A 26,177-nucleotide genomic window follows, 5' to 3' on the forward strand; every position below is an offset into this window, starting at 1 on the left:
ACCATCCTCGGCTAGACTGCTGACAGTCCCGGGAAAACGCGCGGTTATGCTCATCATCTGAAACCCCACGTTTGAGTCCGGCCACTTCCGGCCCAGGCCATCCAAACCGCATCATCTGACATCAGGAACGCGGATGCGCCCCGTGATGATCGCCCGTTGGCACCGGCAGCTTTGTAAACCGACCCCAACAGCATCGATGAACGCGTGAGCCTGACTGGTTAGCGACATCAACACCATTATGACCATCGGATCACGGCCAAAATGGGGCGCGCCTAACCTTTTTTTTCCGGAACCCCATCGCTGCCGAGGTACCCCGACAGATCTCTCCGATTCCCGGTTGGCCAAACGATCCATCTAGCGATGTGACAGACTGTGACCCGTTTTCAGACATGCCGCAACAGAAACATGGCGTTCAGGGTCACTTTCCCATAGGATTGTCGCAATAGAACTGGCGATCTATTACCTGGCGATGGGGCGAATAGGCCGTTAACAGGTTAGCGTCGGCATTTAATGAGTATCGGGGACAATGTTAATAAAATTTTTAATAAACAGTCTCCGGTGGGGGAGACAGCAATCACCATGGGGGAATTGGCAATGACGGCCCGCAGCGTTCTTCTGATCGACCAGGATCAGTTGTTCGGGGCGGCGCTCGGTACATTGCTGGGGGAGGACAGTTTCCAGCTGTTACCGCCCGTGCCCTCGGTCGAAGAAGCAATACGGGTGCTGCGGGACATCCCGGCGCCTGATTTGATCATGGTCGACCCCTGGGGCATTGATCCACCGCGTGTCGCCAGCGAGATGCGGCGCCTGCGCGCGGCCGCGCCTCAGCCCCGAATCGCGGTGCTGACCTCGGACACCAGTGACTCGGTGCTGAAGGCCAGCCTGTTCTCCGGCATGGACGGCCATCTATCCAAATCATCCGGCGTGGCCACCCTGCGCGACGCCCTGGAACTGATCCTGGCCGGCGACGCCGTGTTCCCCCGCGCGCGACAGCCCTGGTGACCCAGGCGCAGCAGCCGCAGGGCCCCACCCCGGCGGACCTGGTGGCCGCCACCGCGGATTTGTCCCGCCGCGAAATCCAAATCCTGGGCTGCCTGCTTGCGGGCCAGTCCAACAAGTCCATCGCCCGCCGGTTGGAGATCACCGAGTCCACGGTGAAGATGCACTTCAAGAACGTGATGCGCAAAATCGGCGCGCAGAATCGCACCCAGGCCGCCGTCTGGGCCATCCAGCGCGGTATCGGACCCCTGACCTGAGCTTCCTGGTCTATCGCGCCCAAAGAAAGGGGCGCCGCCCGGATCGGGCGGCGCCCCTTTCTTATTTTCAACCGACCGGACAGCCCATGGGACCGATCCGGTGGCGTCCTCATCATGACGGGGATAGCCGGGCCAGGAGAACTTCATCCCCTGGCCCGGCTGTCACCCGTTCCCCAGTTGGATCAGGGGAAAATGATGACGGCGCGGCGGTTGGACGGCTCACGCACGCCGTCCGCGGTCGGAACCAGCGGATCGGACTCGCCCTTGCCGTCGGTGGCGATGGAGGCGCCGACGCCCTTGGACGTCAGGTAAGCCTTCACAGCCTCGGCACGGCGCATGGAGAGCTTCAGGTTGTAAGCGTCCGAACCGGAGCGGTCGGTGTAGCCCGTGACCTGAATCTTGGTGATGTGGCCGGTGGCAGCGTCCTTGGCGGCGTTGTCCAGAACGGTCTTGGCGTCAGCCGACAGGTCCGTCTTGTCCCAGTCGAAGAACACCGTGAAGTTCCGCGAAATGGACGGAGCCGGCGGCGGGGGCGGCGGGGGCGGCGGGGGCGGAGGAGCGGGCGGGGCCACGGCCGGGGTCGGCTTCGGCGCCGGAGCGGCCGGCGGGGCACCGAAGGTGTAGCGCAGGCCAACCAGCACCGAGTGGTTCTGGTAACCGGCCTTGAAGCGCGGCGCGTTCGACGGCTCGTAAGTCGTCTCCGGCGTGCCCATGAAGCGGTAGCCGACGGTGAAGTCCAGGTTGTCGCTCAGCGCGTACGCGACGCCGGCGGCCAGCTGGTAGGTGAAGGCGGTGGTGGAGGTTTCCACCGACAGGCCCGGCGTGTACAGGTCGCCCACGCCGTCGAACTTGTAGCGGCCGAAACCGATGCCGGCGCCGACATACGGACGCAGCGGGCTGTCGACGTTGAACTCGTAATAGGTGGTCGCCATGAACGTCAGGGCGGTCACGTCACCGGCGCCGCCGGCGCGGCCCGGGCCACCACCGGTGATGTCGCCGACGGTGCTGCCGCCGTAGCCCACTTCCAGGCCGACGCGGACGCCGTTGCCGAACTTGTAGCCACCCTCGACCAGGCCGGTCGGCGACGTGGTGAAGTCAGCCTTGTCCGTGTAGGTCGAGCCCTTCAGGTCGGTCTTGTCGGCCCAGTTCACACCGGCCTGGGCACCCAGGTAGTAGCCTTCGTTGGTCTGCGCCAGCGCGGTGGCCGGCAGACCGAGCGCGAACACCGCGCACAGTAATGAATGACGGAGTTTCATTCGTCTTTTCTCCTCCTTCTGACCGAGGGCTTAGTTCTTCCCGAAGGAACCCTCAGTTGAATTAAGACTACCCTTTGCGCCAGGACGTGGCGCTTTGATTGTCCCGCCGTGAGGCAGGGTTAGACAACGTCCTGAGTTAATTCAATCCTTCAACGCCGGAGCGGGAGCAACCCAGCCTTGTGAGCTACGCCGTTCGGCCCATCGGGACAGACCGTTAATCGGATGGAATTAAGGTTAAACTGAGGCAGGATTTTTCAAGGGGCGCGGTTTGCATAAGTAGCGGGTGCCCCATCCGCATATCGCATATTGCATGGTCTTAGGGCTTTAGTTAGCCCCAATGTCACTCACGACCATAAAAAGCCAATTCAGCCGCAGCGCGAGCGGCCGCAGCGTCGGTGAAGACTTGCCCTTCGAGCGCCAGGGCGCGCATGTCCACCGCGTGGAACGACACGCCCTGGGGATGGGCGGTGACCAGCCCCACCGCCTCTTCGTCGATTTCGATGACATAGGCCGGGGGTTCCGGCAGCGCCGGCGCCCGGCGCCCGGCCTCAGCCCCTTGGGGGCCCCCATGGGAATGGGTGGTCAAAAATTCAAGGCTGCCACCGCCGGCCGGAATAATATCCGTATCCTCGCGGACAGCTGCTGTACTGGGCATAACCCGTTCTCCTTTAATCGGGCGCGCCTCCCGTGGAGGGCGCCGACTTGCAGGCGGGATTAAACAGCCCAGAGCATTACGATTTCCAGCACGCTAAAGGGCATAGCGTTACTTTGTCACCCGGCCCTTAGCCATCGCCCACTTGGCTTGGCCGACCGGGCCCCGTCCGGATAACCGGGCGGGACCCTATGAGCCGTGGCGGTACCCTTAATGCGAGGCGCCGCTGGCTGCACCGGCGGTATCCTTAACCGCGGTGGGGACGGCGGCGGGGGCGACGGCGGGCGTCGGGCCCGTGATGCGGTCGCTGGCCGTGGCGGCGACCATGACCGGCGGCGGAAGGTCGCAGCGCGGCAGTTCGGACACGCGGATCACGGCGTCATTGGTGACGGCCTTCACCACGTCCGCGTCGCTCATCAGCTCAGCCTGGGCCAGGCTGTCGGCATGCTGGGCGCAGTACACGTCGGTGGATACCGCCGCGATGTGCTGCGACATCTCATTGGCCAGATGGGTGCGCAGGGTGTCCAGCGCGCGGTTGGGGTTGCCCTTGGACGTCTTGCGATAGCGCGCGATCAGCGCGTCTTCCCAGGCGATGATCTGGGTCTTGTGCGCCAGCGTGAACTTCTTGTAGCGCACATAGAGGCCTTCGTAGTTGCCGCCCAGCTGTTGGCAGGTCAGGCCGATGACCATCAGGCGGGTGTGGAAGCGGATGGCCTGTTCGGCGTCGAACTCCGCCGGGGAATAGCAGGGGCCGGACACCTTAGGCGTCTTCGCGGCCTTTTCCGGCGCGGCCTTGCCCTTCTTGGACGTGGCGGCGGCCTTCTTCGCCGGCGTCTTGTCGGCGGCGAAGGCGGGGGCGCCTATGGCCGTGACGGCCAGCACCAGGGAAAGAAGGGGGCGGCGAACAAACGGGCACGCGTCATGGCGCGGGGTTCCATCTTCATTGGAAGGTCGGTCATTATCGTGGCGGCGGCGCGGCACATCCCCATGAAGACATCCCCCTGCCCGTCAGGGCCTGGGGGAACGCCCGCGATCAGGCCCCCGCATCCACCACATCTTGTACATTTAGCCCCGCAAGCCCACCATGAGCAAGAGTTGGGGCGCGGCATAGCCCATAAGGGAGGGTTGCGGCCACCAGCGACAGCCTTTTCCACCGTCATACCCCGACAGGATTGAGGAAAGACGCATGCCCCGTATCGGCATCGACCTGGGCGGCACCAAGATCGAGGGCTTGGCCCTGGACGACACCGGGCGGGAATTGGCCCGCCGCCGCATCCCCGCCCCACGCAACGATTATCGCGCCACGATCGATGCCGTGGCGGGGCTGGTGGCCTGGCTGGACGGTGAGATCATGCCGGCCGGCGGCCGCCGAGCCATGAACCGGACCAACACGCAGGCCAGCGTGGGCGTGGGCATTCCGGGCGCGATATCGCCGCTGACCGGGCTGGTGAAGAACGCGAACTCCACCTGGTTGATCGGCCATCCCCTGGATCGTGATCTGGCGGCGCGCATCGGCCGGCCGGTGCGCTTGGAAAACGACGCCAACTGCCTGGCCTTGTCCGAGGCCGCCGATGGCGCGGGCGCCGGGTGCCACACCGTCTTCGCCGCCATCCTGGGCACCGGCTGCGGTGGCGGCCTGGTGGTGGAGGGGCGCATTGTCACCGGGCGGCATGCCGCAGCCGGGGAATGGGGACACAGCCCCCTGCCCTGGCCCCAGGCGCCCACGGCATCGGGTGGGGAGGACGAACGCCCCGGCCCGGACTGCTACTGCGGGCGGCGCGGCTGTCTTGAAACCTGGCTATCCGGCCCCGGCCTCGCGCAGGACCATGCCCGGGTCACCGGCAACACCCTGCCGGCCATCGAGATCGCCGCCTTGGCAGCGGCGGGCAGCGAGGCGGCACGGGCGACACTGGATCGTCATGTCGACCGGCTGGCGCGGGGCCTGGCCGGTGTGGTGAACCTGCTGGACCCGGACGTCATCGTCCTGGGAGGCGGCCTGTCCAACATGGACCATTTGTATCAGCGCTTGCCGCAGCGCCTCGCCGCCTGGTGCTTCTCCCCTGATGTCACCACGCCGATACGGCGGGCGCGTCACGGGGACTCCAGTGGTGTACGCGGCGCGGCCTGGCTTTGGCCCGCCCCCTGCTGACCGGACCGGCGAACGGTCAGGCCCGGCCCGCCAGGACCAGGGTGCCAGCTGCCCCCGCGAACAGCACCAGGGCCAGAATGGCCGCCCATATCGCCGGCGACGCCAGGATCAATACCGCCCCCGCGATGACCAAGCCGGCCGCCACCATGTGCAAGCGGGCCTTGGGCGTGAGTCGGGCAGACACCGGACTGGCCGGTCGTGGGGCGGGGCGCGACGGTATGCCGCCGCCGCGGCGGTTGCCGCTGGGGCGGCCGGGACGGGAACGGGACGCGGAAGATCGCTTGGTCATGGACCAGGGGCATAACAGCGCCGGCCCCGCCCGACAAGGCCATGGGGCCAATTTTCACCTGAGTCGCCCACCACACGGTGTGGCGGGTCGCGGGGTGGGCCCCGATGACGGGCGGCGGGTGACGGAAACGGCTGTCCGAGCCCGGAGCGACCCTAAAAATACGGCCTTTCCGCCTAGGCCGGCCCGCTGACAGGGGCCTGATCATGGCCCATCGCCACGGGTATCCGGAGGGTTGTGGGCAAGTCGGAGGTTTAGTTTTTAAAAAAGAGCGACAACCGCAGAATCAGCGCTTGCAGTCCGGGGATTTTCTTTTAAATAAAGGTCAGGACTTGGGTGTCATTGGTTAGCCCTGGCGGACATTCGCAACGGCGACCCGGCACTTCAGTTCAAACGGATTTTCATAAACCTGGCGTCGTCGCCCTTCGGGCGGGAACCCGCATGGCGTGACGTTGGTATTCTTCGTCTTTTTTGCAAAGACATTTGAATACTTCAGGGTTTTGAATATCGCCTTTTAAAGGTGTGGCCCGCCTGTCGTAAAGGAACGGCGGCGACATCAGGGGACGCCATGGCGGCGGACTTTGGTCCGTGTCTCAGGCGCGCCTTGCGCACACCCGTCCGTGACTGCCGGGTCGGCCCCATCGTCGGCTGCCGGCCTTTTGATGATGTGTGACAGACATGACCCAAGAGCCCCTGTGGCAGCCTAGCGACATACAGAGCGAGGAAGGTGCCGTGAAGGAAGCCGATGGCGACGCCCCGAAGCGCCGTGGCCGTATCCCGCAGTCCGCGTGGCCGTCCATCCTGGAACGGTATCGTGCCGGCGCCACCCTGTCGGCCATCGCCCGTGAATTCGACTGCACGCCCAGCGCCATTTCCTACATCGTGCGCAAGGCCGAAACGGCGCAGCCCAGTGAGGGAGGCGAGGCACCAGCCGCTGGGGCCGCACCGGCCCCGAAGGCGGTGAAGGCCGCGAATGCGGAGGCGCCCGCCGCCGACGCTCCGGCCCCGGCGCCCACCCTGCCGCTGGAGCAGCCGGTAGTGGTGGAAGCGCCTGTCGCCGTGCCCCCCGCCGCCCCGGTGCCGATGGTGCCGAGCACGGAGCTGCCGCAGCGCGCGCCGCGCGCCGCCGGTGGCGACCGCCCCGCCCGTGGTGACCGTCATGGCCGCACGCAGGAAGGCCGGGAGCCCCGCGCCGACCGCGAACATCGCGGTGAGGGTGAACAACCCCGTGGTGACCGCTTCGGTGATCGTCAGGCCCGCGGTGAACGCCGCACCCTGACCGGGGCGGCCGTCGCGAACGCCGCGCAAGAGCGCAGCCAGCCGCCGGCGGTCAGCCAGGGCCAGCGTCCCTACGGCGACCGTCAGCCATCACGCGCCCCGGTCGAGACGGACACCATGGACCAGTTGCTGGATCGCCCCTATGGCGGCGACCGTCCAGTGGGGTCGGAGTATCCGTATCGCCAGCAGCAGCGCAACGCCGCCCGCCTGGAAGCGGCCGAGACGCCCACCGAACCGGCCGACCAGCGTATGACCGCCGCCGCCCAGCGCAGCGCCGAGGCATATACCGCCTGGAAGGCCAACCCTGAGGGCGGCATGCAGGGCCTGACCGACGCGCTGCATGAGCTGCGCAAGGTCATCGCCCGCATGGAGATCGAGATGTCCGCCAGCCGCAAGGAAGAACATGCGGCCCGGCCCATTCCGATCCCCTACCACCGGGCACAGCGCCGTTAAGGGTTAGGCCACATCCCCTTTCAGCGCTCAATAAGTGCAAATAGACGACACCCCGCCCAGGGAAACCTGGGCGGGGTGTTTCGTTTAAGGCCAGCACCTGTAAAGGAGGCTGTTTGCCCGGTGGGCGCCCGGCGGACGGTCTCAGCCGCCCATGGCGGCACCGAGGATGACCACCGCGCCGTAGAGGGTGGCGAACAAACTGGCCAACGCCAGGAAGTCCCGCACCAGCCGGCCGCCGTTGGCGCCGGCCCGCCCCAGCGCGCGACGACGCAGCAGGGCCGATTTCGGGGCAAAGCCGACACCGTGCATCGTGTCGTGGACCGCAATGTACGCCATTTACCCCTCCACCGTTTGTCTATCGGGGGCCGGCGCTTTAGCGCGCCCAGCCGTTCATGGGCTTAGTGTTGCCGGAACGTTCTGGGAACATCAAGCGGAAATGTTCTTCTCCTGTTCCTTTTTTGGCCTCATCAGGAGAACACGCCATCCCTGGGGGCGGAGCGGCGTGGCAGCCCCCAGGAATGGAGTCCACCCGGCTTAGCGCCCAGCGGCGGCGAACACCTGCTCATACCGTTCCGGCTTGAAGCCGGCCATCAGCGTGCCGTCGAGGTCCAGAATCGGGCGCTTGATCATGGAGGGCTGGGCCTGCATCAGGGCCACGGCCTTGGCGGCGTCCAGGTCCTGGCGCGCCGCCTCCGGCAACGCGCGAAAAGTGGTTCCGGCACGGTTCAGCACTGTTTCCCATCCCAGCGCGGCGCACCAGGCCTCCAGCCGGGCCGTGTCGATCCCTTCGGCCTTATAGTCATGGAAGGCGTAGTCGATCCCGCGCTGGGCCAGCCAATCGCGGGCCTTTTTCATCGTGTCGCAGTTCTTGATGCCATACAGGGTGACGGGCACGGTTGGGGCCTCCTTGTTTCGCGTGATGACAACCTGGGTTTCCTTTAGCCCAACGGAGCCACCCCACCCAACAACGGTGTTCCCAGAGTGAACCAGGCGCGGCTGATACGGCCCGCCACCACCTCATAGATGCCGATCACCTCCACCGTGCCGGGCCCCTCCGGGAATGTGCGGGTCACCACCTCATGGTCGACCACGGTGGCGCCCACCGCCACGCGGTGCAGCAGGCGGCCATGCAGGTTGGGTTCCTGGAAGCGGAGGACATGGCGCGCCCTGATCTCCGCCGCCCCACTGGCCAGCAGGGTGTCGGGATGTTGGTAGAGTCGCGCGTCGTCCGCCCAGAAGGCCATGAAGCCATCGATGTCCTTGGCATTGTAGGCGCGGAGTTGGCCGTCCACCACTTGGGCCGGCGTCGGACTCGCGGAAGACGGGTACAGGGTCATGACGGATGATCCTTGAAAGGGGGGCGGGCCCCTTTATCAGGCATGCCACAGCCCCGTCGCCGCCCGTATTCGGCATGCCGCCTATTCCCCACTGGCCCTATTCCCCACTGGGATGAAACTCCGTCTAATGGAGCCGCCAAATAAGAACGGGGGGCCGGCAAGGATGGAAACGGGGATGACCTGGGTGGAGGCGGCACCGCTGGCACTTGTGGGACTTTTGTTCATGGCCACGCTGGCCGTCGGGGTGGAGGTGGGCTATCGCGGCCAACTCTGGCTCTCCGCCCGCCATCAGGGCAAAGGCGCGCCGCCGGATCATATCCTATCCGCGGTCCTGGGCCTGTTGGCGCTGTTGCTGGGCTTCACCTTTTCCCTGTCGCTCAACCGGTTCGAGGGGCGACGCGATCTCGTGGTGCGCGAGGCCAACGCCATCGGCACGGTGTGGCTGCGCGCCAACTTGCTGGAAGAACCGGAACGGCAGGAGTTGCGCGAGTTGCTGCGCCGGTATGTCGATATCCGCCTGGCTTGGTCCGACACGGATGGCGCCGACAATGACATCGCGGCCACCAGCGCCCTACAAGGCCAACTCTGGGCGGTAACCGGTCGGGCGGTGCGCAGCGACTCCTCCCCCTGCTGGCGCGTGGGCTGATGGACGCCATGAACGATGCCTTCGACCTGGCGGGATCGCGCGCGGCGGCCCGCGCCGCCCATATTCCCGGTCGGGTATTGGGCGTACTGCTGCTGTACGCCGCTTTGTCCATGGTCATGCTGGGTTATATGCTGGCGGCGGGTGGGCGCCCCCACCGTTTGGCCACCACCCTGCTGGCGGCGCTGCTGTCGCTGGCGGTCGTCGTCATCCTTGACCTGGACCGCCCGCGCGATGGCGCCATCCAGGTGTCGCAACAGCCGTTGCTCGACCTGAAATCGGGAATGCGCTGATCACCCCCAATCCTCCCCCCGGCCCTGCCCCTTAGCCCGGGTCGTCCAGCCAACCGGCTGCGCGCACGGTGGCGACACTGGCCCTGGCGATTGGCGCCTCTATGCCGTTGGAGAGGCGCAGGCGAAGATTGCGGCCGTCCCGCACCACGGCCGTGACGGCGTGACGCGCCACCCACCACGACCGATGGACCCTCAGCCCTGGCACCGCGTCCAGTTCCGCCACCGCCTGATGCAAGGGGATCAACACCAGGGCGGAGCCTTGGGCCGTGTGGGCCCGCACGTAATGATCCTCCATCTGCAGGGCGAGGAGGTCCCGGCCCAGGGCGGACGGAAGCCGGTCCAGGAAACGGCCGGTGATCGGGGCCGCGACCGGCTGGATCTCCACCGCCGCTCCCGCGGATGGCGGCCGCCTCTGCGACGCCCGGCGCAGATACCCCCCAGCACGCCATAGCCCACGGCGCAGCACAGCGACATCAACAAGGTCTGGCCGTACCATAGCGGCCAGCCGATGCGGCTGATGGGCCCGGGCCACAGGGCCTGCGCCAGCAGCCGGCACAGCACCGCCAGCGGCACCGCGGCCAGGACCGTCGCCAGCGCCACCAAGGCCGCGGCGCGCGCGGGCGGCCATGTCCGCGACCGCAGGAAGGCGCAACGTAGCGCCACGCCCAGCAAGCCGGTGCCCAGCCACAGGGCCACCACCCAATAGCCGACGAGAATCGCCAAGGAGTCGTTGTAGAAACTGCCGAACGGTCCCACCAGGCCGACCACCACCCCCAGGAGGGTGGCGGCGGCGAAGGCCCGCATCCAGGCGCGGCGGTCGCCCAGCGCGCCCTCTTCCATCACCCCGGCGCGCGGTGGCGCGTTCCCCTGTCCATGCCCTGCCCCAAGCCCCCATACCCCACCACGGCTTCATAGCATGGTTGGCGGTCCCGCCGCGATGGGAGGGGCTGTCTCTTGCCCGCTCGCCCAGCGCCGAACCCGGTCGCCCATTGGCGCATGGGCGGCGGATTTTCCTGGGAAATCATCCGACAAAGGGGGGTGCCCGGCCCTGTGACGGGCGTCATGCATCGGAATCCCCCTCATGCTGAAGACATCCGCCGCTCGCTTGATCACCCGTGCCCTGATCACCCTCGCCCTGGCCGAACCGGCCTTGTCGTCCTTGCCCGCATCCGCCGCCGTGGGCTTTCGCTGGCTGTCCATGCCGGATGGCGCCGCCGCCCCGGTGGAGGTGGCGGTATGGTATCCAACCGACGCCCCGGCCCAGCCCACGCCGGTGGGACCGCTGACCGAAACCGTGGCCTTGAACGCGCCCGTCGCTGGCCGGCACCTGCCCTTGGTCGTCATGTCCCACGGCAATGGCGGCACCGCCACCGGCCATGCCGACACGGCAGAGGCGCTGGCGGAGGCGGGGTTCATTGTCGCCGCGCTGACCCATACCGGCGACAACGTGAACGACCACAGCCGCGCCACCGACCTGGCCAACCGCCCGCGTCAGTTGAGCCTGCTGATCACCTACATGACGGCCACCTGGGCCGAAGCCATCGACGCGGCGCGCGTCGGCGCCTTTGGCTTTTCCGCCGGCGGTTACACGGTCCTGGCGGCAGCCGGCGGCCATGCCGATCTGGCCAGGATTGGCCCCCACTGCGCCGCACATCCCGATTTCTTCGACTGCCAACTGATCATGGCCAACGTCCAGGGGGGCGTCGTTCCGGCCGCCGCGCGCCTGTCGGAACGTCCGGCCGACGCCCGCATCCGCGCCGTGGTCGCGACCGCCCCCGCGATGGGCTTCGCCTTCACGACAGATGGATTGAAGGCGGTGCGGGTGCCGGTGCAGCTCTGGCGGGCGGAAGATGACGAAATCCTGCCGCACCCCTTTTACGCCGAGGCGGTGCGGCAGGCCCTGCCCCAGCCGCCGGAAAGCCATGTGGTGCCGCACGCCCGGCATTTCGATTTCCTGGCGCCGTGCTCCGCCATCCTGGAAAAGGCCGCCCCGCGCATCTGTGAAAGCGAGGATGGCTTCGACCGCACCGCCTTCCACCAGCGCTTCAACAGGGACGTGGTGGCCTTCTTCCAGAAAACGCTGTGACGCCTGTCAGGAGTGCCACGGGCCGGTGCGCGCCCAGAACAGGACGGCAAGAAAGGCGGCCGCCGTCAGCAGCACCCACGCCGCACGGCCAAGCCCCCACCGCTTGCTGTTCCTGTCGCGCATTCCACCCTCTATCGTTGCAGTACTGTAGTGGCCAGGCGCCCGCGCAGGCAAGGGGCGCCTGGCCACCGCAAGTCCCGCAGACGTCGGGGGCGTCAAGGCGTTTCGTTGAAATCGAGCGCGCGGCTGAAGAACGGGATGACCTGTTCCTGGATGCGGAAGGCGACGTGGCTGGTGTGGGTGCCGGGATAAATCTCGAAGCTGTTGGCGATGCGGTAACTGTCCAGCGCCTCATGCAGTTTGCCGGCATCGACCTTCAGGCTGTCCTGGTCGCCGACGTCGATGGCGATGGCCCGGTATTGGCGCAAGGCCCCGACATACTGGTCCAGGAAGGCCAGCGGCGCGTTGGCCGCCCATTTGGCCAGGATGTCCGGGCGCGGCTCCCCCTCCTTGACCGGCAGGTCGAGGTAAAGGGGCGGGTTGTGGGGGTTGGGGGACCAGGCGGCGGCCGTGGCCAACTGCGCCCGCGCCATGAACGGCAGGGTAGCGGAGTCGGCCGGGGCCTTCAGGCTTTCCAGCAGCGTCCAGGTCTTGGGGTCGATCGGCCCCAAGGCGCGCGGCGAAAGACAGCACGGGCTGAGCATGTAGAGCGCGCCGAAAACGTCGGCATGCTTGATCCCGATGCGGGCGGTGCCATAGCCGCCCATGGAATGGCCGGCCAAGCCCCGGCTCTCCCGCTTGGGAATGGTGCGGTAGTGACCGTCGATATAGGCGACCAGATCGCGGGAAATGAAGGTCTCGAAATCGCCAGTGGTCACGGAGCTGGAATACATGGAACCGTTGTGCACCGTCTTGGCGTCCGGCAGCACCACGATCATCTCCCGCGCACCTTGGGCGTACGCCCCCTCCACCGTCTGCGGAACATGGATTTCGGCCATCCATTGGGCGGCGCCGATGGAATAGCCGTGCAGGGCGTAGACCACGGGGTAGCGCTTGTGCGGATTGGCGGCGTAGCCGGGCGGCAGCAGCACATAGACGTCACGGTCCACGGCCTCGCCCTCCAGGTTTCCCTCCAAGGTCGGGGCATGCACCAGGAGGTGCTCCACCGTCACCGGGCGGGCCCCCACCACCGTCGCCGGCGCCTCCGTCGCCACCTGCGCCTGGGATGGGCCACCACCCGCCGCCAACGCCGCCATTGCCAAGACCAGGCCGTAAGCCGCCTTCCTCATTCGTTCCTCCCTGTTTGGAATTGTTCGTCGCCGTCCGCACCGTCGCACCGCCTCGACGGCGGCCAAAATCCATGACCCGGGGCACCCGCCCCCGGTTGGAATCCTCCCGTTCTTGCCCCGTCATCCGTGCGAATGGGGGAGTGGTTGGCGCAATGTGAGCGCTAACAATGATTAATTGTCTGAGTATTGGGTTTGGTGTCAAGATGCGCGGAGGTGATGGCGCGGGCGGATGGAACAGGTGCTCAAGGCAGCCCCACGGCCCCCGAACAGCCTCGTTTGGCCCTAGGCGGCCCTCATGGTCGACGCCATGGGAACAAGGAAGAAAACAAGGAATGGGAAGGAAACAATGCGTTATCGCCCCCTGACGCGCGCGCTGTTGTTCAGCGCCGCCTTCTTCGCCCTGGCGCCGCAGACGCGGGCCGACACGCCCGCCTCATCGGCCGTCAGCGAGGCTTGGCAAAAGGCGCAAGGCCTGGTCGCCCGCATGACCTTGGATGAGAAGCTGGGCCAGTTGGTGAACGTGGCGCCCGCCATCCCCCGGCTGGACATCCCCGCCTACAATTGGTGGACGGAGTCGCTGCACGGCGCCATCGGCGCCGTCCCCACGACCAACTTCCCCGAGCCCATCGGCCTGGCCGCCACCTTCGACGCGCCGCTGGTGCATGACGTCGCCGGGACCGTCAGCGTGGAGGTGCGCGCCCTGCACACCCTGGGCCGCGCCACCGGCCACCTGGGCCGCATCGGCACCGGGCTGGACACCTGGTCGCCCAACATCAACATCTACCGCGACCCGCGCTGGGGTCGCGGCCAGGAGACGTATGGCGAAGATCCCTACCTGACGGGGCGCCTGGCGGTCGCCTTCATCGGCGGCATGCAGGGCCCCAACCCCGACCTGCCGGACGTGGTGGCGACGCCCAAGCATTTCGCCGTGCACAGCGGCCCGGAATCGACCCGTCATGCCGCCAACGTGTACGTGTCGCCGCACGATTTGGAAGACACCTACCTGCCCGCCTTCCGCGCCGCCATCGTGGAGGCGCGCGCCGGGTCCATCATGTGCGCCTACAACCGCATCGACGGGCAGCCGGCCTGCGCCAGCGACCTTCTGCTGAAAGACCACCTGCGCGGCGCGTGGCACTTCACCGGCTATGTCGTATCGGATTGCGACGCGGTGAAGGACATCGCCGACAATCATAAATACGCGCCCGACCAGGCGGCCGCCGTGGCCGCGGCCCTGAAGGCCGGGGTGGACAACGAGTGTAACGTCGCCACCCTGTTCGGCGGGGGCGGCGGGCTGGCGGCGCGCTATAAGGAGGCATACACGCGCGGCCTGATCGGTGCAGCGGACATTGACCTGGCGCTGGTGCGCCTGTTCTCCGCCCGCTATCGCAACGGCGACCTGCCCGGCCTGGCCCGTCCCAAGCAGGACGTCCCCGTCCAGGCCATCGGCACGGCGGAGCATCAGCAGTTGGCGCGCAAGGTGGCCGGCGAAAGCATGGTGCTGCTGAAGAACGACGGCGTGCTGCCGCTGAAGCCCGGCGTCAAGGTGGCGGTGATCGGCCCGCACGGCAATTCCACCCGCGTGCTGCGCGGCAACTATTCCTCCGCCCTGTCGGCCCCGCCGGTATCGGTGCTGGACGGCCTGCGCCAGGTGATGCCGGGCGCCCGCGTCACCCACGTTCCCTTCAACGAGACCGTCATGGACGGCGACCCGGTGCCGACCTCCGCCCTGGTGACGCCGGACGGCAAGCCGGGCGTGCGGGCGCAATATTTCAACGCCACCGGCCCGGTGAAGGCCCCGGCGCCGGACGCGCCCTTCGGTTTCATGCCACCGCTGGAGGTGGCGGCCAAGCCCGCGCTGACGCGGGTGGAGGCGCAGGTGGGTGGCAGCGGCCATGACCAGAAGGCGGTGGCGGAGAATTACCGCGTGGTCTGGACGGGCTTCCTGGTACCCCCCGAATCAGGCACCTACCGCCTGGGCCTGACCGGCTTCTCCGGCGGGGAGTTCGAGTTCGACGGTCGCCGCGTAGACCTGGGCACACCCTTGTGGGGCGACCTGCCCAAGCTGGAAACCATGACCCTGGAAAAGGGCAAGCGCTATCCCATCCGCGTCGCCACCGATGTGCACGGCATGGGCGGGGTGGAATTCCTGTGGAAGCGGGTGGCGCCCGCCGCAGCCGCTGCCACCGCTGACGGTGACCTGGCCGCGGCCGTGGCCGATGCCGACGTCATCGTCGCCGCCGTGGGCCTGAGCGCCGACCTGGAAGGCGAGGAGATGAAGCGCCAGATCGAGGGCTTCGCCGGCGGCGACAAGACCTCCCTCGACCTGCCGGCGGAGCAGCGCCGCCTGTTGCAGGCCGCAAAGGCCACGGGCAAGCCGGTGGTGATGGTCCTGCTGAACGGAAGTCCGCTGGATCTGTCCTGGGCCAAGGACAACGCCGCCGCCATTGTGGAGGCCTGGTACCCCGGCCAGGCGGGGGGCCTGGCCGTCGCCGACGTGCTGTCGGGCAAGACCAACCCGGCCGGCCGCCTGCCGCTGACCTTCTACCGCAGCGTGGCCGACCTGCCGCCCTTCGACGATTACGCCATGACGGGCCGCACCTATCGCTACTTCACCGGCAAGGCCGTCTACCCCTTCGGCTTCGGCCTGTCCTACACCCGCTTCGACTACGGCCCCGTGACCGTGCAGCCGACGCACGGCGGCGCGGAGAACGGCGTGCGTGTGACGGCCACGGTGACCAACACCGGTGATCGCGCGGGCGACGAGGTGGCGCAGCTGTACCTGAAGCCGCCGGCGTTCGAGGGGGCACCCCGCCTGGCGCTGCGCGGCTTCCAGCGCCTGTCCCTGGCGCCGGGCGAAAGCCGCACGGTGTCGTTCGATCTGTCACCCCGCGACCTCAGCTTCGTCACCCGCGACGGTGAGCGCCAGGTCATGGTTGGCACGTATCAAGTCAGCGTCGGTTCCGGCCAGCCGGACAGCGGCGTGCCCAGCCAGCAAGGGCAGTTCGCCACCACGGCGGCGCTGGCCATCGAGCGGTGACGGTGCGGGACGCGGCCCCGTCTAGGCCTTGAAGGACTGGGCCGTGTCCCGCAGCGCCTCATCGATCAGCCGGCGCATGGCGTCGCGGGCCGCCTGCGCATCGCGGGCGGCGACCGCTTCCAGGACATGGCGGTGCAGGGGAATGGGCTCGTGCGGCACCACCCCCTCGCGCAGCTTGTGGATGGTGCTCCACCGCACCGCGGCACCGATGCTGACGGCCAGCGACCCGATGAGCGGGTTGCCGCTGGCCTCCAGCAGCGTGTCGTGGAAGTCGGCATCGGCGGCCTGCCCTTCCTCCGTCGCCAGGGTGTGGTGGTCCATGGTGTCCAGGGCCGCCGTCATGCGGGCCAACTGCCTCTCCGTCCGCCGTTCCGCCGCCAGGGCGGCGATGCCCGGCTCCACGATCAGGCGCAGTTCGAACAGGCTATAGATGAAGTCCTTGCCGGGTTCCGCCGCGAAGTGCCAAGCCAGGACGTCGGGGTCCAGCATGTTCCAGCGCGACCGGGCGCAGACCTGGGTGCCGCTCTTGGGCCGGCTTTCCACCAGCCCCTTGGCCGCCAGGATGCGCAACGCCTCGCGGTAGGCGGAGCGGGAAACCTTCATCCGCTCGGCATTGACGATCTCGTTGCCCAGCACATCGCCCGGCTGGTAGCGGCCGGTGACGATGTCGATGCCCAGCTGCCGGGCCAACGCGCCGTGCAACCGGCCTATGGGTGACCCCCGGCCCAGGCGCGCCAGGCCGGCCATCATTTCATCCATGCGACAGGTTCCGCCCGGCTGGTTCAATCATCGCCCAGTTTTAAAGTATTCATCTTCCTCGCGCGAGCCTTGGCGACCTTTCAAGGAGTGTATTCGCGCGCACCGCCCCTTCCGCCTCGACGCCGGACACGTCCGACATGTCCGACACTGTCCGGCGCACGGCCCAAACCGGCCAGGCACGCGGGGAACGGCCAGACCGCGAGGGTCTCAGGTTGGCATGGCCCATGCTGTGTCCGGCGCCGCCCGTCCCAACCAAGCCGGAATCCAGCCCCCCATGAAAATGATGAACGCATTGTGTTTCCCCGCCGCGAGCCTGATCGCCCTGGCCATGGCCGCGTCAGTGCCGGCAACGGCCAAAACCGCCACGGCGGGAGAGATCAAACTGGCGACCGCCAAGGAAGGCCTGGCCATCTGCCGCGCCAACAAAATGGGGAATTGGGACCTGGCCTACATCGCCGGCAAGGACGGCCTGGTCCAATGGGGCCCCGGCTATGATTGCAAGCAGTCCCGGGTGCCAGGTGAGTTCAGCACCATCACCAGCGCCATGCAGGCCGATGGCACGCTGCTGCCCCTGGCCACCCTGGAGGAAGGCCTGCTCGCCTGCCGCGCCAGCAAGATGGGCCAATGGGACCTGGCCTATATCCTGGGAAAGAACGGCCTGGTGCAATGGGGCCCCGGCTACGCCTGCAAGCAGTCCGCCGCACCGGGCGACTTCAGCGACGTCGACAACGCCATGGTAAAGTGATCGGCAAGCGCGATGTGCGGCCTCAGGACCCCGCATCCGGCGGCGGAGCCGTAGGCTCGGCCGCCGCCGGCTTCGCCTTCACCTTCTTGGGCATGGGCGTCGGCGGCGTGGTGTTGCCTTCGCCCAAGGGGCGGATCACCTGGACGGAGTCCGTCCAGCGGCCGAACTTGTACCCGACGGACGGTAGATAGCCCGCGCGCGTGAAGCCGAAGCTTTCATGCATCTGCAGGGACCGCGTGTTCTCCGCGTCGATATAGCCGATCATCTGCCGGTACCCCGCCGCGGCGCAGGCGTCGATCAGCACCTGCATCAACTGCCGGCCGATGCCCCGCGACAGATGGTCGGGATGCACATAGATCGAGTGCTTGACCGTATAGCGATAGGCCGGGCGCTTGCGGAAGGGCACGGCATAGGCGTAGCCGACCAGCACGCCGTCCAGTTCGGCCGCCACATGGGGCAGCCGCTTGTTCAGCATGTTCTTGCGCCGGCGCTTGATGTCGTGCTCGTCCAGGGGCTCGGGCTCGTAATCGCCGATCCCCCGGTTGATGTAATGGGTGTAGATGGCCAGCATCGCCTCCACATCCGCCTCGGTCGAGGTGCGGACGATCACGGTGGGGGCGGCGGCCGGGCCAGGGCCACTGTCGGAAACCGTGGCGGGGTCGCGGTCGGGCATGAAGCTCATGGGCGGCGGCCTTATTCGCGGACGACGTAGGTATAAAAGCGGGTGCGGCCGTCGGGGTCCAGCTTGCGATACACACCCTGGATTTCGTTATCGAAGCCGGGGAACAGGTTGGTCGCCTGCTCGAACACCTTCAAATACTCGATCATGGGCGCCGCCCGTTCCGTCAGCCGCTCGCCCGGCAGCACGGTGGCGATCCCGGGTGGATAGACCAGCATCAGGGTGGTGGCGATGCGGCCCGGCAGTTGGTCCAGGGTGACAAAGTCCACCTTGTTGCGCACCAGTTGCTTGGCGGCGACATGGGGCAGCATGGCCATTTCCGGCAGGTGCTCCGGCCGGAACTGGCGGCGCTGCAGGGCGCTGATGTTGTGATCACGGTAGAAACTGTGCATGTCGCGGCACAGGTCGCCCAGGCGCACGCCGTTGTAGCGCGGCGCGCGGCGGCGGACGAAGTCGGGCATGATCTCATCCAGCAGCGCGTTGTCGTCATGCAGCCGCTTGAAGAAGATCAGCGCGCTCATCAAGCCGCCGGCCTTGCTGCTCTCCACGCCCGGGGTCAGCAGGAACAGCAGGGAGTTCAGGTCGTTCTTCTCCGGCACGATCTGGTTTTCGCGCAGGTATTCCGCCACCACGGGGGCCGGCACGCCCTGTTCCAGATAGGCGCCGGTGCGGCGGTCGAAGCCGGGGGTCAGGATGGTCAGCTTGTTGGGGTCGGTCATGGCATAGTTCGGCCCCAGGTGCTTGTAGCCATGCCAGGACCGCCCCGGCTCCAGCATCCAGTGGCTGGGGTCGCGGGCCAGCTCATCGGTGGGCACGTCCTCCCACCGCACATCGCGGCCGTCCAGGCGGGTGAGGTCGGGCACGAAGGGGTCGAAGAACCACTGCCGCGAGACGTCGCCCTCTTTCTCGATAAATTCGCGGGCGATGGCGCGCAGCTTTTTGCGGATTTCGATGCCCAGGCGGATGGTGTCGTCCCACAGCACCTCGCCCGACTTGCCCTTCATCATCTGCGCGCCGACGTCCAGCGAGGCGAAGATGGGATAGAAGGGGCTGGTGGAGGCGTGCTGCAGGAAGGATTCGTTGAAACGGCGGTGTTCCACCCGCCGCTCCTGGTCGCCGATGTGCTTGTCCTTCACATGGATCTGCGAGGCCTGGCTGAAGCTGGCCAGCTGCTTGTGCGTGGACTGGGTGGTGATGATGCCGGGGCTGTTGGGGCCCAGGTTCTTCACCCCCATGCCATAGCGGCCCTGGTACAGGGGATGGAACTTCATGAAGCCGGCCCAGGCCTCGTCGAACAGGATGTAGTCGCAAAGCGGGCCCAGCTTCTCCACCAGCAGGTCGGCGTTGTTGATGGTGCCGTCGTAGGAGCATTGCTGGATCACCGCCACGCGGAAGGGGCGCGGCTTCTTCCAGGCCTCGGGGTCCTTCACCATGGGATGGGTGCGGATCTTCTCGCGGATCGCCGCCTCGTCCAGCGCCTCGTAATCAATGGGGCCGATCAGGCCGTGGGCGTTGCGGTCGGTCTCCAGGAAGATGGGCGTGCCCTGGCCCATGAGCAGGGCGCCATGGTGGGCGGCCTTGTGGTTGTTGCGGTCGAACAGGACCAGGTCGTCCTCCGCCACCAGGGCGCCCAGCACCACCTTGTTGGAGGCGGAGGTGCCGTTCAGCACGAAATAGGTGCGCTCCGCGCCGAAGATCTTGGCCGCTTCCTTCTGCGCGCGCAGCGCTGGCCCCTCATGCACCAGCAGGTCGCCCAGATCGACCACCGAATTGTCCAGGTCGTCGCGGAAGATGGCCTCGCCCAGATGCTCCACGAAGATGCGGCCGATGGGGCTGCGGCTGTAGAAGATGCCGCCGTTGTGGCCGGGGCAGGTCCACAGCTGGTTGCCTTCCTCGGCATAGTCGACCAGGGCGCCGAAGAAGGGCGTCTTCAGCGTTTCGGCATATTGGCGCAGACGGCTGATCAGGTTCTTGGCGATGAATTGCGGCGTCTCCTCCGCCAGGAAGACGTAGCCGTCGATCTCCCGCATCACCTCCATCGGGATGTCTTCAAGCCGCTTGCGCCGGACCAGCAGGACGATGGGCATTTCCAGGCCGCGGCTGCGCACCAGCGAGATCAGGGCCGCGGCCTTGCCTTCCGGCCCGCGCTTGCCCCAGTCCAGCACCATGCAGCCGATGGCCGCGTCGGTGCGGATGGCCAGTTCCGCGTCCTCGATGCGGCGGGCCTTGGTCACCTCGAAGCCCAGCCGCTCCACCTCCACGATGATGTCCTGCAGCCGCGTGCCCTCCAGCTCATCGGCCTCGAAGGCCGGGGCGCAGACCAGGAAATTGAAGCGGCGGAAAAAGTCCATGGCGATGGCTCCGTTAAGGACTGGCCAGGGTGGGGAAACGGGCGTGGGTGGAGAAAGGATCATGTCCCGCCATCGGTCACAAAAGAAATTTCAAAGAAAGTTCACACCGTTCCGCCGATGGGTTCCGCGGACGGCCGTGGCCGCATCCGCTTGACACCCCCTCCCAAGCGGCTAATCATCGGATGTGAAACCAATTTCAGGCGGCGTCGGGACAGCGCCAGCCTGGCCGACACATCCGAGGTGCCGTGCCCGCGCCCGCCCGCCCCCTTCCACTTCCCCCACCTCATTGGCTGGCCCGGCCACCCGTCCTTTCCCGCGCCCGCAGTGCCGGAACGGCGCGGGACGACAGTCAGGCCCTGTCCCCCAAAACCGGAACGCCCCATGATCGAACCGCCTGACGATCCCGTCGCCCGTGCCCAGCGCCTGGTGGCGCATGACGAGAGCGCGCATGCCTATGAGGCGGTGGTGCCGGCCATCGTCCAGACCTCGCTGTTCACCTTCGGCAGCTTCCAGGAGATGGCGGACACCTACGCCGGCAAGAAGGCGCGTAACGTCTACTCCCGCACCACCAACCCCACGGTGGCGGAGTTCGAGCGCAAGATGGCGGCGCTGGAGGGGACGGAGGATGCCATCGGCTTCCCCAGCGGCATGGCCGCCATCTCCGGCGCCGTGCTGGCCTTCGTGCAGCCGGGTGACCGCATCGTCTGCGTCCGCCATGTCTACCCGGACGCCTATCGCCTGTTCGAAACGCTGCTGAAGAAGTGGGGAATCACCACGACGTACGTCGACGGCGCCGACCTGGCCGCCGTCGACGCCGCCTTGCCCGGCGCCCGCCTGTTGTACCTGGAAAGCCCCAACAGCTGGATGATGGAGGCGCACGACGTGGCCGCCCTGGCGGCCCTGGCCAGGAAGCACGGCGCCGTCAGCCTGATCGACAATTCCTGGGCCACGCCCGTCTTCCAGCGGCCGGCGGCCCTGGGGGTGGATTTGGTGCTGCACTCCGCCTCCAAATACATCGGCGGGCACAGCGACACGGTGGCGGGCGTGGTGGCGGGCCGGCAGGAACTGACCGGCCTCATCCGCCGCGCCATCTGCCCCTATATCGGCGCCAAGCTGGGGCCGTTCGAGGCCTGGCTGCTGCTGCGCGGCCTGCGTACCCTGCCCATCCGCATGAAGGCGCACGAGGCGTCGGCCCTGACCCTGGCGCGGCGGCTGGCCGAGCATCCCAACGTCACCAAGGTTCACCATCCGGCGCTGATGGCCCCCCTGCCGCCGGGCCTGACCGGCACCTCGGGCCTGTTCGCCTTCACCGTGGATGACGGCATCGACATTCCCACCCTGTGCGACGCGCTGGACCTGTTCCACCTGGGCGTCAGCTGGGGCGGGCATGAAAGCTTGGTGGTGCCGGCGCTGGTCACCCACGTCCAGGCGGCCGGTCCCAACTCCGCCCTCGATTTCGGCGTGCCGGCCACCATGGTGCGCCTGCATGTCGGGCTGGAGGGGACGGAGGCGCTGTGGGCCGACCTGGACCAGGCCTTGCGGGTAGCCAAACGCTGATGATGCTGAAGCGGCTGCTCCTCACCCTGGCTCTCGCGCTGCCCGCGCTTCCGGCCCGCGCCGAGGAGTTGCGCCTGGTGGAGGTGCTCAGCAGCCCCGAGCGGACGGAGACGCTGAAGCATCTGGTGGCGGGGTTCGAGGCCCGCCACCCCGGCACCCATGTGGAGATCACCTCCCTGGCCTGGGGATCGGCGTTTGAGAAGCTGGCCACCATGGTGGCGGCCGGCGACATCCCCGACGTGGTGGAGATGCCCGACCGCTGGCTATCCCTCTATGCCGGCAACGGCCAGTTGGAGAGCCTGGAGCCCTATCTGGCGCGCTGGCCGGAAACCAAGGGCCTGAACGACCGGGCCTTAACGGTGGCGCGGTCGGTGGCCGACACCGCCTACATGCTGCCCTACGGCTTCTATTTGCGCGCCCTGTACTACAACAAGGCGGTGTTCCGGCAGGCGGGCATCGCCGAGCCGCCGAAGACCCTGGAGGAGTTGCGCGCCGACGCCGCCCGGATCGCCCAGTTGCCGGGCAAGTCCGGCTATTGCCTGCGCGGCGGTCCGGGCGGCCTGAATGGCTGGGTCATGTTCGGGGCGAGCATCGCCGGCGGCAACGCCTTCTTCCATGACGACGGCACCAGCACCCTGAACGATCCCGGCTGGGTGGCCGGCACCAGCTGGCTGATCGACCTGTACCAGAAAGGCTTGGCGCCCAAGGACAGCGTCAACTGGGGCTTCAACGAGGTGGTGGCCGGATTCTACACGGGCACTTGCGCCATGGTGGACCAGGACCCCGACGCCCTGATCGCGCTTAAGGCCCGCATGAAGGCGGAGGATTTCGGCGTGGCGCCCTGGCCCAAGGGCCCCAACGGCAAAGCCTATCCCACCCTGGGCTTCGCCGGCTGGTCCATCTTCAAGAGGTCCGCGCACAAGGATCTGGCCTGGAATCTGGTGGTGGCCCTGAACGATCCCGCCGGCAACCTGGCCTGGAACCAGCAGACGGGCGCCCTGCCCATCTACACCGCCACCGCGCATGATCCACTGTACGCCGGCGCCATCTATCAGGGCTGGTTCGCGGAACTGGCCGACCCGGATGTGGTGCCCACCCTCATGCCCACCTATCTGCCGGGCTTCGCCTATTTCGCCGACAGTCTGGTGGTGCGCAGCAGCCAGCAGGCCCTGCTGGGCCAGATCAGCCCCGCCACCATGAACAAGCAGTGGGCCGCCTATCTGACCAAGGCCCGGCGCAAGCAGGCGGAAGGGGTGAAGCCATGAGCCGCGCCCTGGCCCTGAAGCTGGAACCCTATTTCTACACCGCCCCGTCGCTGCTGCTGATCGCCGCCATCATGCTGGTGCCCTTGGTCACCGGCCTGTCCTACGCCTTCCATGACCTGATCCTGCTGGACCCGTTGAGCGGCGATTTCGTCGGCCTGGATCATTTTCGGGAGATGCTGGACGACGACGGCTTCTGGACGGCGCTGCGCAACACGGTGGTGTGGACGGCGGTGTCGGTGGCCCTGCAATTCACCTTCGGCCTTATCCTGGCGCTGCTGCTGAACCGGCCCTTCCCCGGGCGCGGGCTGGTGCAGGCCCTGGTCTTCCTGCCCTGGGCGGTGCCGGGCTTCCTCTCCGGCCTTACCTGGGCCTGGCTGTTCAACCCGGTGATCGGCCCCCTGCCCCATTGGCTGCACTGCCTGGGCCTGCTGGCCACGCCGGAGAACATCCTGTCCGACCCGCACCTGGCGCTGTGGGGCCCCATCGCCGCCAATGTGTGGTGGGGCATCCCCTTCTTCGCCATCACCCTGCTGGCCGCCTTGCAGTCCATTCCCAAGGACATTTACGAGGCGGCGGCCATGGACGGCGCCGGGCCGGTGCTGCGCTTCCGCCGCGTCACCCTGCCCCTGCTGGCCCCCACCATCGCCATCACCGTCATGCTGCGCACCGTGTGGGTGGCCAATTTCGCCGAGCTGATCGTGGTGATGACCAAGGGCGGACCGGCCGACGCCACCCAGATCCTGTCCAGCTACATCTTCACCCTGGCCTTCCAGCGCCTGGACTTCGGCTACGCCTCCGCCGTGGCCGCCGTGCTGCTGCTGTTGCTGCTGGCTTACGCCGCCGCCGTCATGGTGCTGCGCCACGCGATGACGGAGCGGGCATGAACAAGACTTTTGCCCGCGTGCTGCCCCGCCTACTGCACGCCCTGGCGCTGGCGGCCTTCGTCGCCTTCGCCCTGTTTCCCCTGTTCTGGCTGCTGAAGGTGTCGCTGACGCCCGACGATCTGATGTATGGCGAGGGCGTGCGGCTGTGGCCGTCCCGCGTCACGCTGGACCATTACGGGGCCGTCCTGCGGCACAGCCAGTTTCCGCTGTTTTTCCGCAACAGCCTGATCGTCTCCGCCGCGACCGGTCTGTTGGCCACCGCCGCCGCGTCGGCCGCCGGCTACGCCTTCTCGCGCTTCCACTTCCGGGGCAAGGCCTGGGTGGTGGGGGTGATGCTGATCAGCCAGATGTTCCCCCTGGTCATCATCGTGGCGCCCATCTTCCGCCTGCTGGCGCCACTGGGCCTGACCAACAGCCTGACCGGCCTGGTGGTGGTCTACACCGCCTTCAACACCCCCTTCGCCGCCTTCCTCATGCAATCCTTCTTCGAGGCCATTCCGAAGGATTTGGAGGAGGCGGCGATGATGGACGGCGCCACCCGCTTCCAGGCCCTGCGGCGCGTCATCCTGCCCCTGACCTTACCCGGGCTGGCGGCCACCGGCGGCTTCGTCTTCACCGCGGCGTGGAGCGAGCTGCTGTTCAGCCTGATGCTGAACTCCTCCGCCGCCGTCAGCACCTTCCCCGCCGGGCTGCTGGGCTTCGTCTCCAAATTCTCGGTCGATTTCGGGCAGATGATGGCGGCCGGCGTGCTCGCCCTGCTGCCGGTCGGCGCCTTCTTCCTGCTGATCCAACGCTATCTGGTGCAGGGCCTGACGGCCGGCGCCGTGAAAGGCTGACCCATCCCCATGGCCACCATCACCCTGTCCCGAGTGAGCAAGGATTACGGCGGCGGCCCGGTGCTGCGCGGCATCAACCTGGAGATACGGGAGGGGGAGTTCGTGGCCTTGATGGGGCCGTCGGGCTGCGGCAAGTCCACCCTGCTGCGCCTGATCGCCGGGCTGGAGGAACCCAGCGGCGGCCAGATCCACATCGACGGCCGGCTGGTGAACGACGTGGCGCCCAAGGACCGGGACCTCGCCATGGTGTTCCAGTCCTACGCCCTCTACCCGCACATGACGGTGCGGGAGAACATGAGCTTCGCGCTCAAGCAGCGCCGCCTGCCCCCGGCCGAGATCACCCAGGCGGTGGAGGCGGCCGCTGTGAAGCTGGGCCTGACCAATCTGCTGGAGCGCAAGCCCAAGGCCCTGTCCGGCGGCCAGCGCCAGCGCGTGGCCATGGGCCGGGCCATCGTGCGCAACCCCAAGGCCTTCCTGTTCGATGAGCCCCTGTCCAACCTGGACGCCCGCCTGCGGGAGCAGATGCGCTATGAGATCCGCAAGCTGCACCGGGAGCTGGGCGCCACCAGCGTCTATGTCACCCACGACCAGGTGGAGGCCATGACCATGGCCGACCGCATCGTCGCCCTGAACGACGGCGCTATTCAACAGGTGGGCAGCCCCCAGGATCTCTACGACACCCCCGCCAACCTGTTCGTGGCGGGCTTCCTCGGTTCCCCGCCCATGAACTTCCTGGACGCGACGCTGGCAGCCGACGGCGCCCTGGTGGTGGAGGGCCAGACGCTAGCCCGCGTGCAGCCGCCCACCGGCTTGGCACCCGGCGCCGCTGTCACCCTGGGCCTGCGCCCCGAACGCCTGGCCCTGGCCGATCCCGCCGAGGGTGTCGCGGCGCGCGTTGACGTGGTGGAGACCGCGGGCACCGGCCAGGTGGCGCACCTGGCCCTCGGCGCTCAACGACTGAAGCTGTTCACCATGGACGGGCGGCGCCTAGCGCCCGGGGACGCCGTGGGCCTGGCTGTACCACCCGGCGCGCCGCTGCTGTTCGACCCTACCACCGGCGCACGCGTCGGGTGAGCGGCTCTGGCC

General features: G+C 67.5%; 27 protein-coding genes. 14 read left to right on the top strand and 13 right to left on the bottom strand.

From position 1 onward, the window contains the following. Positions 1-594 precede the first annotated feature (594 nt). Positions 595-1,002: a response regulator gene (locus UCD39_RS15195; protein WP_330496802.1), complete on the top strand. Its 408-nt coding sequence runs from the start codon at positions 595-597 to the stop codon at positions 1,000-1,002. Beyond that, positions 999-1,256, top strand: a complete 258-nt coding sequence (locus tag UCD39_RS15200; RefSeq protein ID WP_330496803.1) for a response regulator transcription factor — start codon at positions 999-1,001, stop codon at positions 1,254-1,256. Before UCD39_RS15195 ends, UCD39_RS15200 begins: the two co-directional genes overlap by 4 nt. A 182-nt stretch (positions 1,257-1,438) precedes the next feature. Here the strand turns inward: UCD39_RS15200 and UCD39_RS15205 are convergent, their stop codons facing one another. The 3 genes from UCD39_RS15205 to UCD39_RS15215 form a co-directional block, all read right to left on the bottom strand. Continuing rightward, positions 1,439-2,512 carry an OmpA family protein gene (locus UCD39_RS15205; protein WP_330496804.1) on the bottom strand — a complete coding sequence of 358 codons (1,074 nt, stop codon included), beginning with the start codon at positions 2,510-2,512 and terminating at the stop codon, positions 1,439-1,441. Positions 2,513-2,852: 340 nt separating this feature from the next. Continuing rightward, positions 2,853-3,167, bottom strand: coding sequence for a hypothetical protein (locus UCD39_RS15210; RefSeq protein ID WP_330496805.1), 315 nt, complete (start codon positions 3,165-3,167; stop codon positions 2,853-2,855). A 207-nt stretch (positions 3,168-3,374) separates the two neighbouring features. Further along, complete coding sequence (locus tag UCD39_RS15215) at positions 3,375-4,046, bottom strand: hypothetical protein (protein ID WP_330496806.1); 672 nt, start codon at positions 4,044-4,046, stop codon at positions 3,375-3,377. A 304-nt stretch (positions 4,047-4,350) separates the two neighbouring features. On the opposite strand from UCD39_RS15215, the gene UCD39_RS15220 reads away from it, so the two are divergent. Beyond that, positions 4,351-5,313 carry an ROK family protein gene (locus tag UCD39_RS15220; protein ID WP_330496807.1) on the top strand — a complete coding sequence of 321 codons (963 nt, stop codon included), beginning with the start codon at positions 4,351-4,353 and terminating at the stop codon, positions 5,311-5,313. 16 nt (positions 5,314-5,329) lie between these two features. On the opposite strand, the gene UCD39_RS15225 is transcribed toward UCD39_RS15220, so the two are convergent. Next, the gene (locus tag UCD39_RS15225; protein ID WP_330496808.1) at positions 5,330-5,497 is read right to left on the bottom strand and encodes a hypothetical protein; all 168 of its coding nucleotides are present in this window, start codon (positions 5,495-5,497) and stop codon (positions 5,330-5,332) included. A gap of 780 nt (positions 5,498-6,277) precedes the next feature. Here UCD39_RS15225 and UCD39_RS15230 point away from each other — a divergent pair. Continuing rightward, positions 6,278-7,330 carry a hypothetical protein gene (locus tag UCD39_RS15230; protein WP_330496809.1) on the top strand — a complete coding sequence of 351 codons (1,053 nt, stop codon included), beginning with the start codon at positions 6,278-6,280 and terminating at the stop codon, positions 7,328-7,330. A gap of 141 nt (positions 7,331-7,471) precedes the next feature. On the opposite strand, the gene UCD39_RS15235 is transcribed toward UCD39_RS15230, so the two are convergent. The 3 genes from UCD39_RS15235 to UCD39_RS15245 form a co-directional block, all read right to left on the bottom strand. Continuing rightward, the gene (locus tag UCD39_RS15235) at positions 7,472-7,666 is read right to left on the bottom strand and encodes a hypothetical protein (protein ID WP_145733786.1); all 195 of its coding nucleotides are present in this window, start codon (positions 7,664-7,666) and stop codon (positions 7,472-7,474) included. A 198-nt stretch (positions 7,667-7,864) separates the two neighbouring features. Continuing rightward, positions 7,865-8,224 (bottom strand): ArsC family reductase, encoded by a 360-nt coding sequence (locus UCD39_RS15240; RefSeq protein WP_330496810.1) that lies wholly within the window; start codon positions 8,222-8,224, stop codon positions 7,865-7,867. A 44-nt stretch (positions 8,225-8,268) separates the two neighbouring features. Continuing rightward, positions 8,269-8,667: a nuclear transport factor 2 family protein gene (locus tag UCD39_RS15245; RefSeq protein ID WP_330496811.1), complete on the bottom strand. Its 399-nt coding sequence runs from the start codon at positions 8,665-8,667 to the stop codon at positions 8,269-8,271. 175 nt (positions 8,668-8,842) lie between these two features. On the opposite strand from UCD39_RS15245, the gene UCD39_RS15250 reads away from it, so the two are divergent. Beyond that, the gene (locus UCD39_RS15250; RefSeq protein WP_330496812.1) at positions 8,843-9,313 is read left to right on the top strand and encodes a hypothetical protein; all 471 of its coding nucleotides are present in this window, start codon (positions 8,843-8,845) and stop codon (positions 9,311-9,313) included. Beyond that, entirely contained in the window at positions 9,313-9,603 is a 291-nt protein-coding gene (locus UCD39_RS15255) for a bestrophin-like domain (protein WP_330496813.1), read from the top strand. Before UCD39_RS15250 ends, UCD39_RS15255 begins: the two co-directional genes overlap by 1 nt. A gap of 31 nt (positions 9,604-9,634) precedes the next feature. Here UCD39_RS15255 and UCD39_RS15260 read toward each other — a convergent pair whose 3' ends face one another. Together UCD39_RS15260 and UCD39_RS15265 are read right to left on the bottom strand one after the other, a co-directional pair. Continuing rightward, complete coding sequence (locus UCD39_RS15260; protein WP_330496814.1) at positions 9,635-9,883, bottom strand: LytTR family DNA-binding domain-containing protein; 249 nt, start codon at positions 9,881-9,883, stop codon at positions 9,635-9,637. Next, positions 9,844-10,443 (bottom strand): hypothetical protein, encoded by a 600-nt coding sequence (locus UCD39_RS15265; protein ID WP_330496815.1) that lies wholly within the window; start codon positions 10,441-10,443, stop codon positions 9,844-9,846. The genes UCD39_RS15260 and UCD39_RS15265 overlap by 40 nt, the downstream gene beginning before the upstream one ends. Positions 10,444-10,684: 241 nt before the next feature. Between UCD39_RS15265 and UCD39_RS15270 the strand changes: the two genes are divergently transcribed. Then, entirely contained in the window at positions 10,685-11,689 is a 1,005-nt protein-coding gene (locus UCD39_RS15270; RefSeq protein ID WP_330496816.1) for an alpha/beta hydrolase family protein, read from the top strand. A 215-nt stretch (positions 11,690-11,904) separates the two neighbouring features. On the opposite strand, the gene UCD39_RS15275 is transcribed toward UCD39_RS15270, so the two are convergent. Beyond that, positions 11,905-12,978 (bottom strand): alpha/beta hydrolase, encoded by a 1,074-nt coding sequence (locus tag UCD39_RS15275; protein ID WP_330496817.1) that lies wholly within the window; start codon positions 12,976-12,978, stop codon positions 11,905-11,907. Between the two features lie 346 nt (positions 12,979-13,324). Here UCD39_RS15275 and UCD39_RS15280 point away from each other — a divergent pair, with 346 nt between their 5' ends. Then, entirely contained in the window at positions 13,325-16,015 is a 2,691-nt protein-coding gene (locus UCD39_RS15280) for a glycoside hydrolase family 3 C-terminal domain-containing protein (protein ID WP_330496818.1), read from the top strand. Positions 16,016-16,036: 21 nt separating this feature from the next. Here UCD39_RS15280 and UCD39_RS15285 read toward each other — a convergent pair whose 3' ends face one another. Next, positions 16,037-16,774, bottom strand: coding sequence for a FadR/GntR family transcriptional regulator (locus UCD39_RS15285; RefSeq protein WP_330496819.1), 738 nt, complete (start codon positions 16,772-16,774; stop codon positions 16,037-16,039). Positions 16,775-17,048: 274 nt separating this feature from the next. On the opposite strand from UCD39_RS15285, the gene UCD39_RS15290 reads away from it, so the two are divergent. Then, positions 17,049-17,519 carry a hypothetical protein gene (locus tag UCD39_RS15290; RefSeq protein WP_330496820.1) on the top strand — a complete coding sequence of 157 codons (471 nt, stop codon included), beginning with the start codon at positions 17,049-17,051 and terminating at the stop codon, positions 17,517-17,519. A 22-nt stretch (positions 17,520-17,541) separates the two neighbouring features. Here UCD39_RS15290 and UCD39_RS15295 read toward each other — a convergent pair whose 3' ends face one another. Together UCD39_RS15295 and UCD39_RS15300 are read right to left on the bottom strand one after the other, a co-directional pair. Next, positions 17,542-18,201 carry a GNAT family N-acetyltransferase gene (locus UCD39_RS15295; protein WP_330496821.1) on the bottom strand — a complete coding sequence of 220 codons (660 nt, stop codon included), beginning with the start codon at positions 18,199-18,201 and terminating at the stop codon, positions 17,542-17,544. Positions 18,202-18,212: 11 nt separating this feature from the next. Further along, complete coding sequence (locus UCD39_RS15300; protein WP_330496822.1) at positions 18,213-20,549, bottom strand: Orn/Lys/Arg family decarboxylase; 2,337 nt, start codon at positions 20,547-20,549, stop codon at positions 18,213-18,215. A 381-nt stretch (positions 20,550-20,930) separates the two neighbouring features. Between UCD39_RS15300 and UCD39_RS15305 the strand changes: the two genes are divergently transcribed. The 5 genes from UCD39_RS15305 to UCD39_RS15325 are packed head-to-tail and all read left to right on the top strand — an operon-like array spanning position 20,931 to position 26,165. Beyond that, entirely contained in the window at positions 20,931-22,106 is a 1,176-nt protein-coding gene (locus tag UCD39_RS15305) for an aminotransferase class I/II-fold pyridoxal phosphate-dependent enzyme (RefSeq protein WP_330496823.1), read from the top strand. Then, entirely contained in the window at positions 22,106-23,371 is a 1,266-nt protein-coding gene (locus tag UCD39_RS15310) for an ABC transporter substrate-binding protein (protein WP_330496824.1), read from the top strand. Before UCD39_RS15305 ends, UCD39_RS15310 begins: the two co-directional genes overlap by 1 nt. Further along, positions 23,368-24,255: a carbohydrate ABC transporter permease gene (locus UCD39_RS15315; protein WP_330496825.1), complete on the top strand. Its 888-nt coding sequence runs from the start codon at positions 23,368-23,370 to the stop codon at positions 24,253-24,255. The genes UCD39_RS15310 and UCD39_RS15315 overlap by 4 nt, the downstream gene beginning before the upstream one ends. Then, positions 24,252-25,091 carry a carbohydrate ABC transporter permease gene (locus UCD39_RS15320; protein ID WP_330496826.1) on the top strand — a complete coding sequence of 280 codons (840 nt, stop codon included), beginning with the start codon at positions 24,252-24,254 and terminating at the stop codon, positions 25,089-25,091. The genes UCD39_RS15315 and UCD39_RS15320 overlap by 4 nt, the downstream gene beginning before the upstream one ends. Positions 25,092-25,100: 9 nt before the next feature. Continuing rightward, on the top strand, positions 25,101-26,165 hold the full coding sequence (locus UCD39_RS15325) for an ABC transporter ATP-binding protein (protein WP_330496827.1): 1,065 nt from the start codon (positions 25,101-25,103) through the stop codon (positions 26,163-26,165). Positions 26,166-26,177: the final 12 nt, after the last annotated feature.

It is taken from the genome of Nitrospirillum karajorum (assembly GCF_036348415.1).
GTDB classification, from domain to species: Bacteria; Pseudomonadota; Alphaproteobacteria; order Azospirillales; family Azospirillaceae; genus Nitrospirillum; species Nitrospirillum amazonense_B.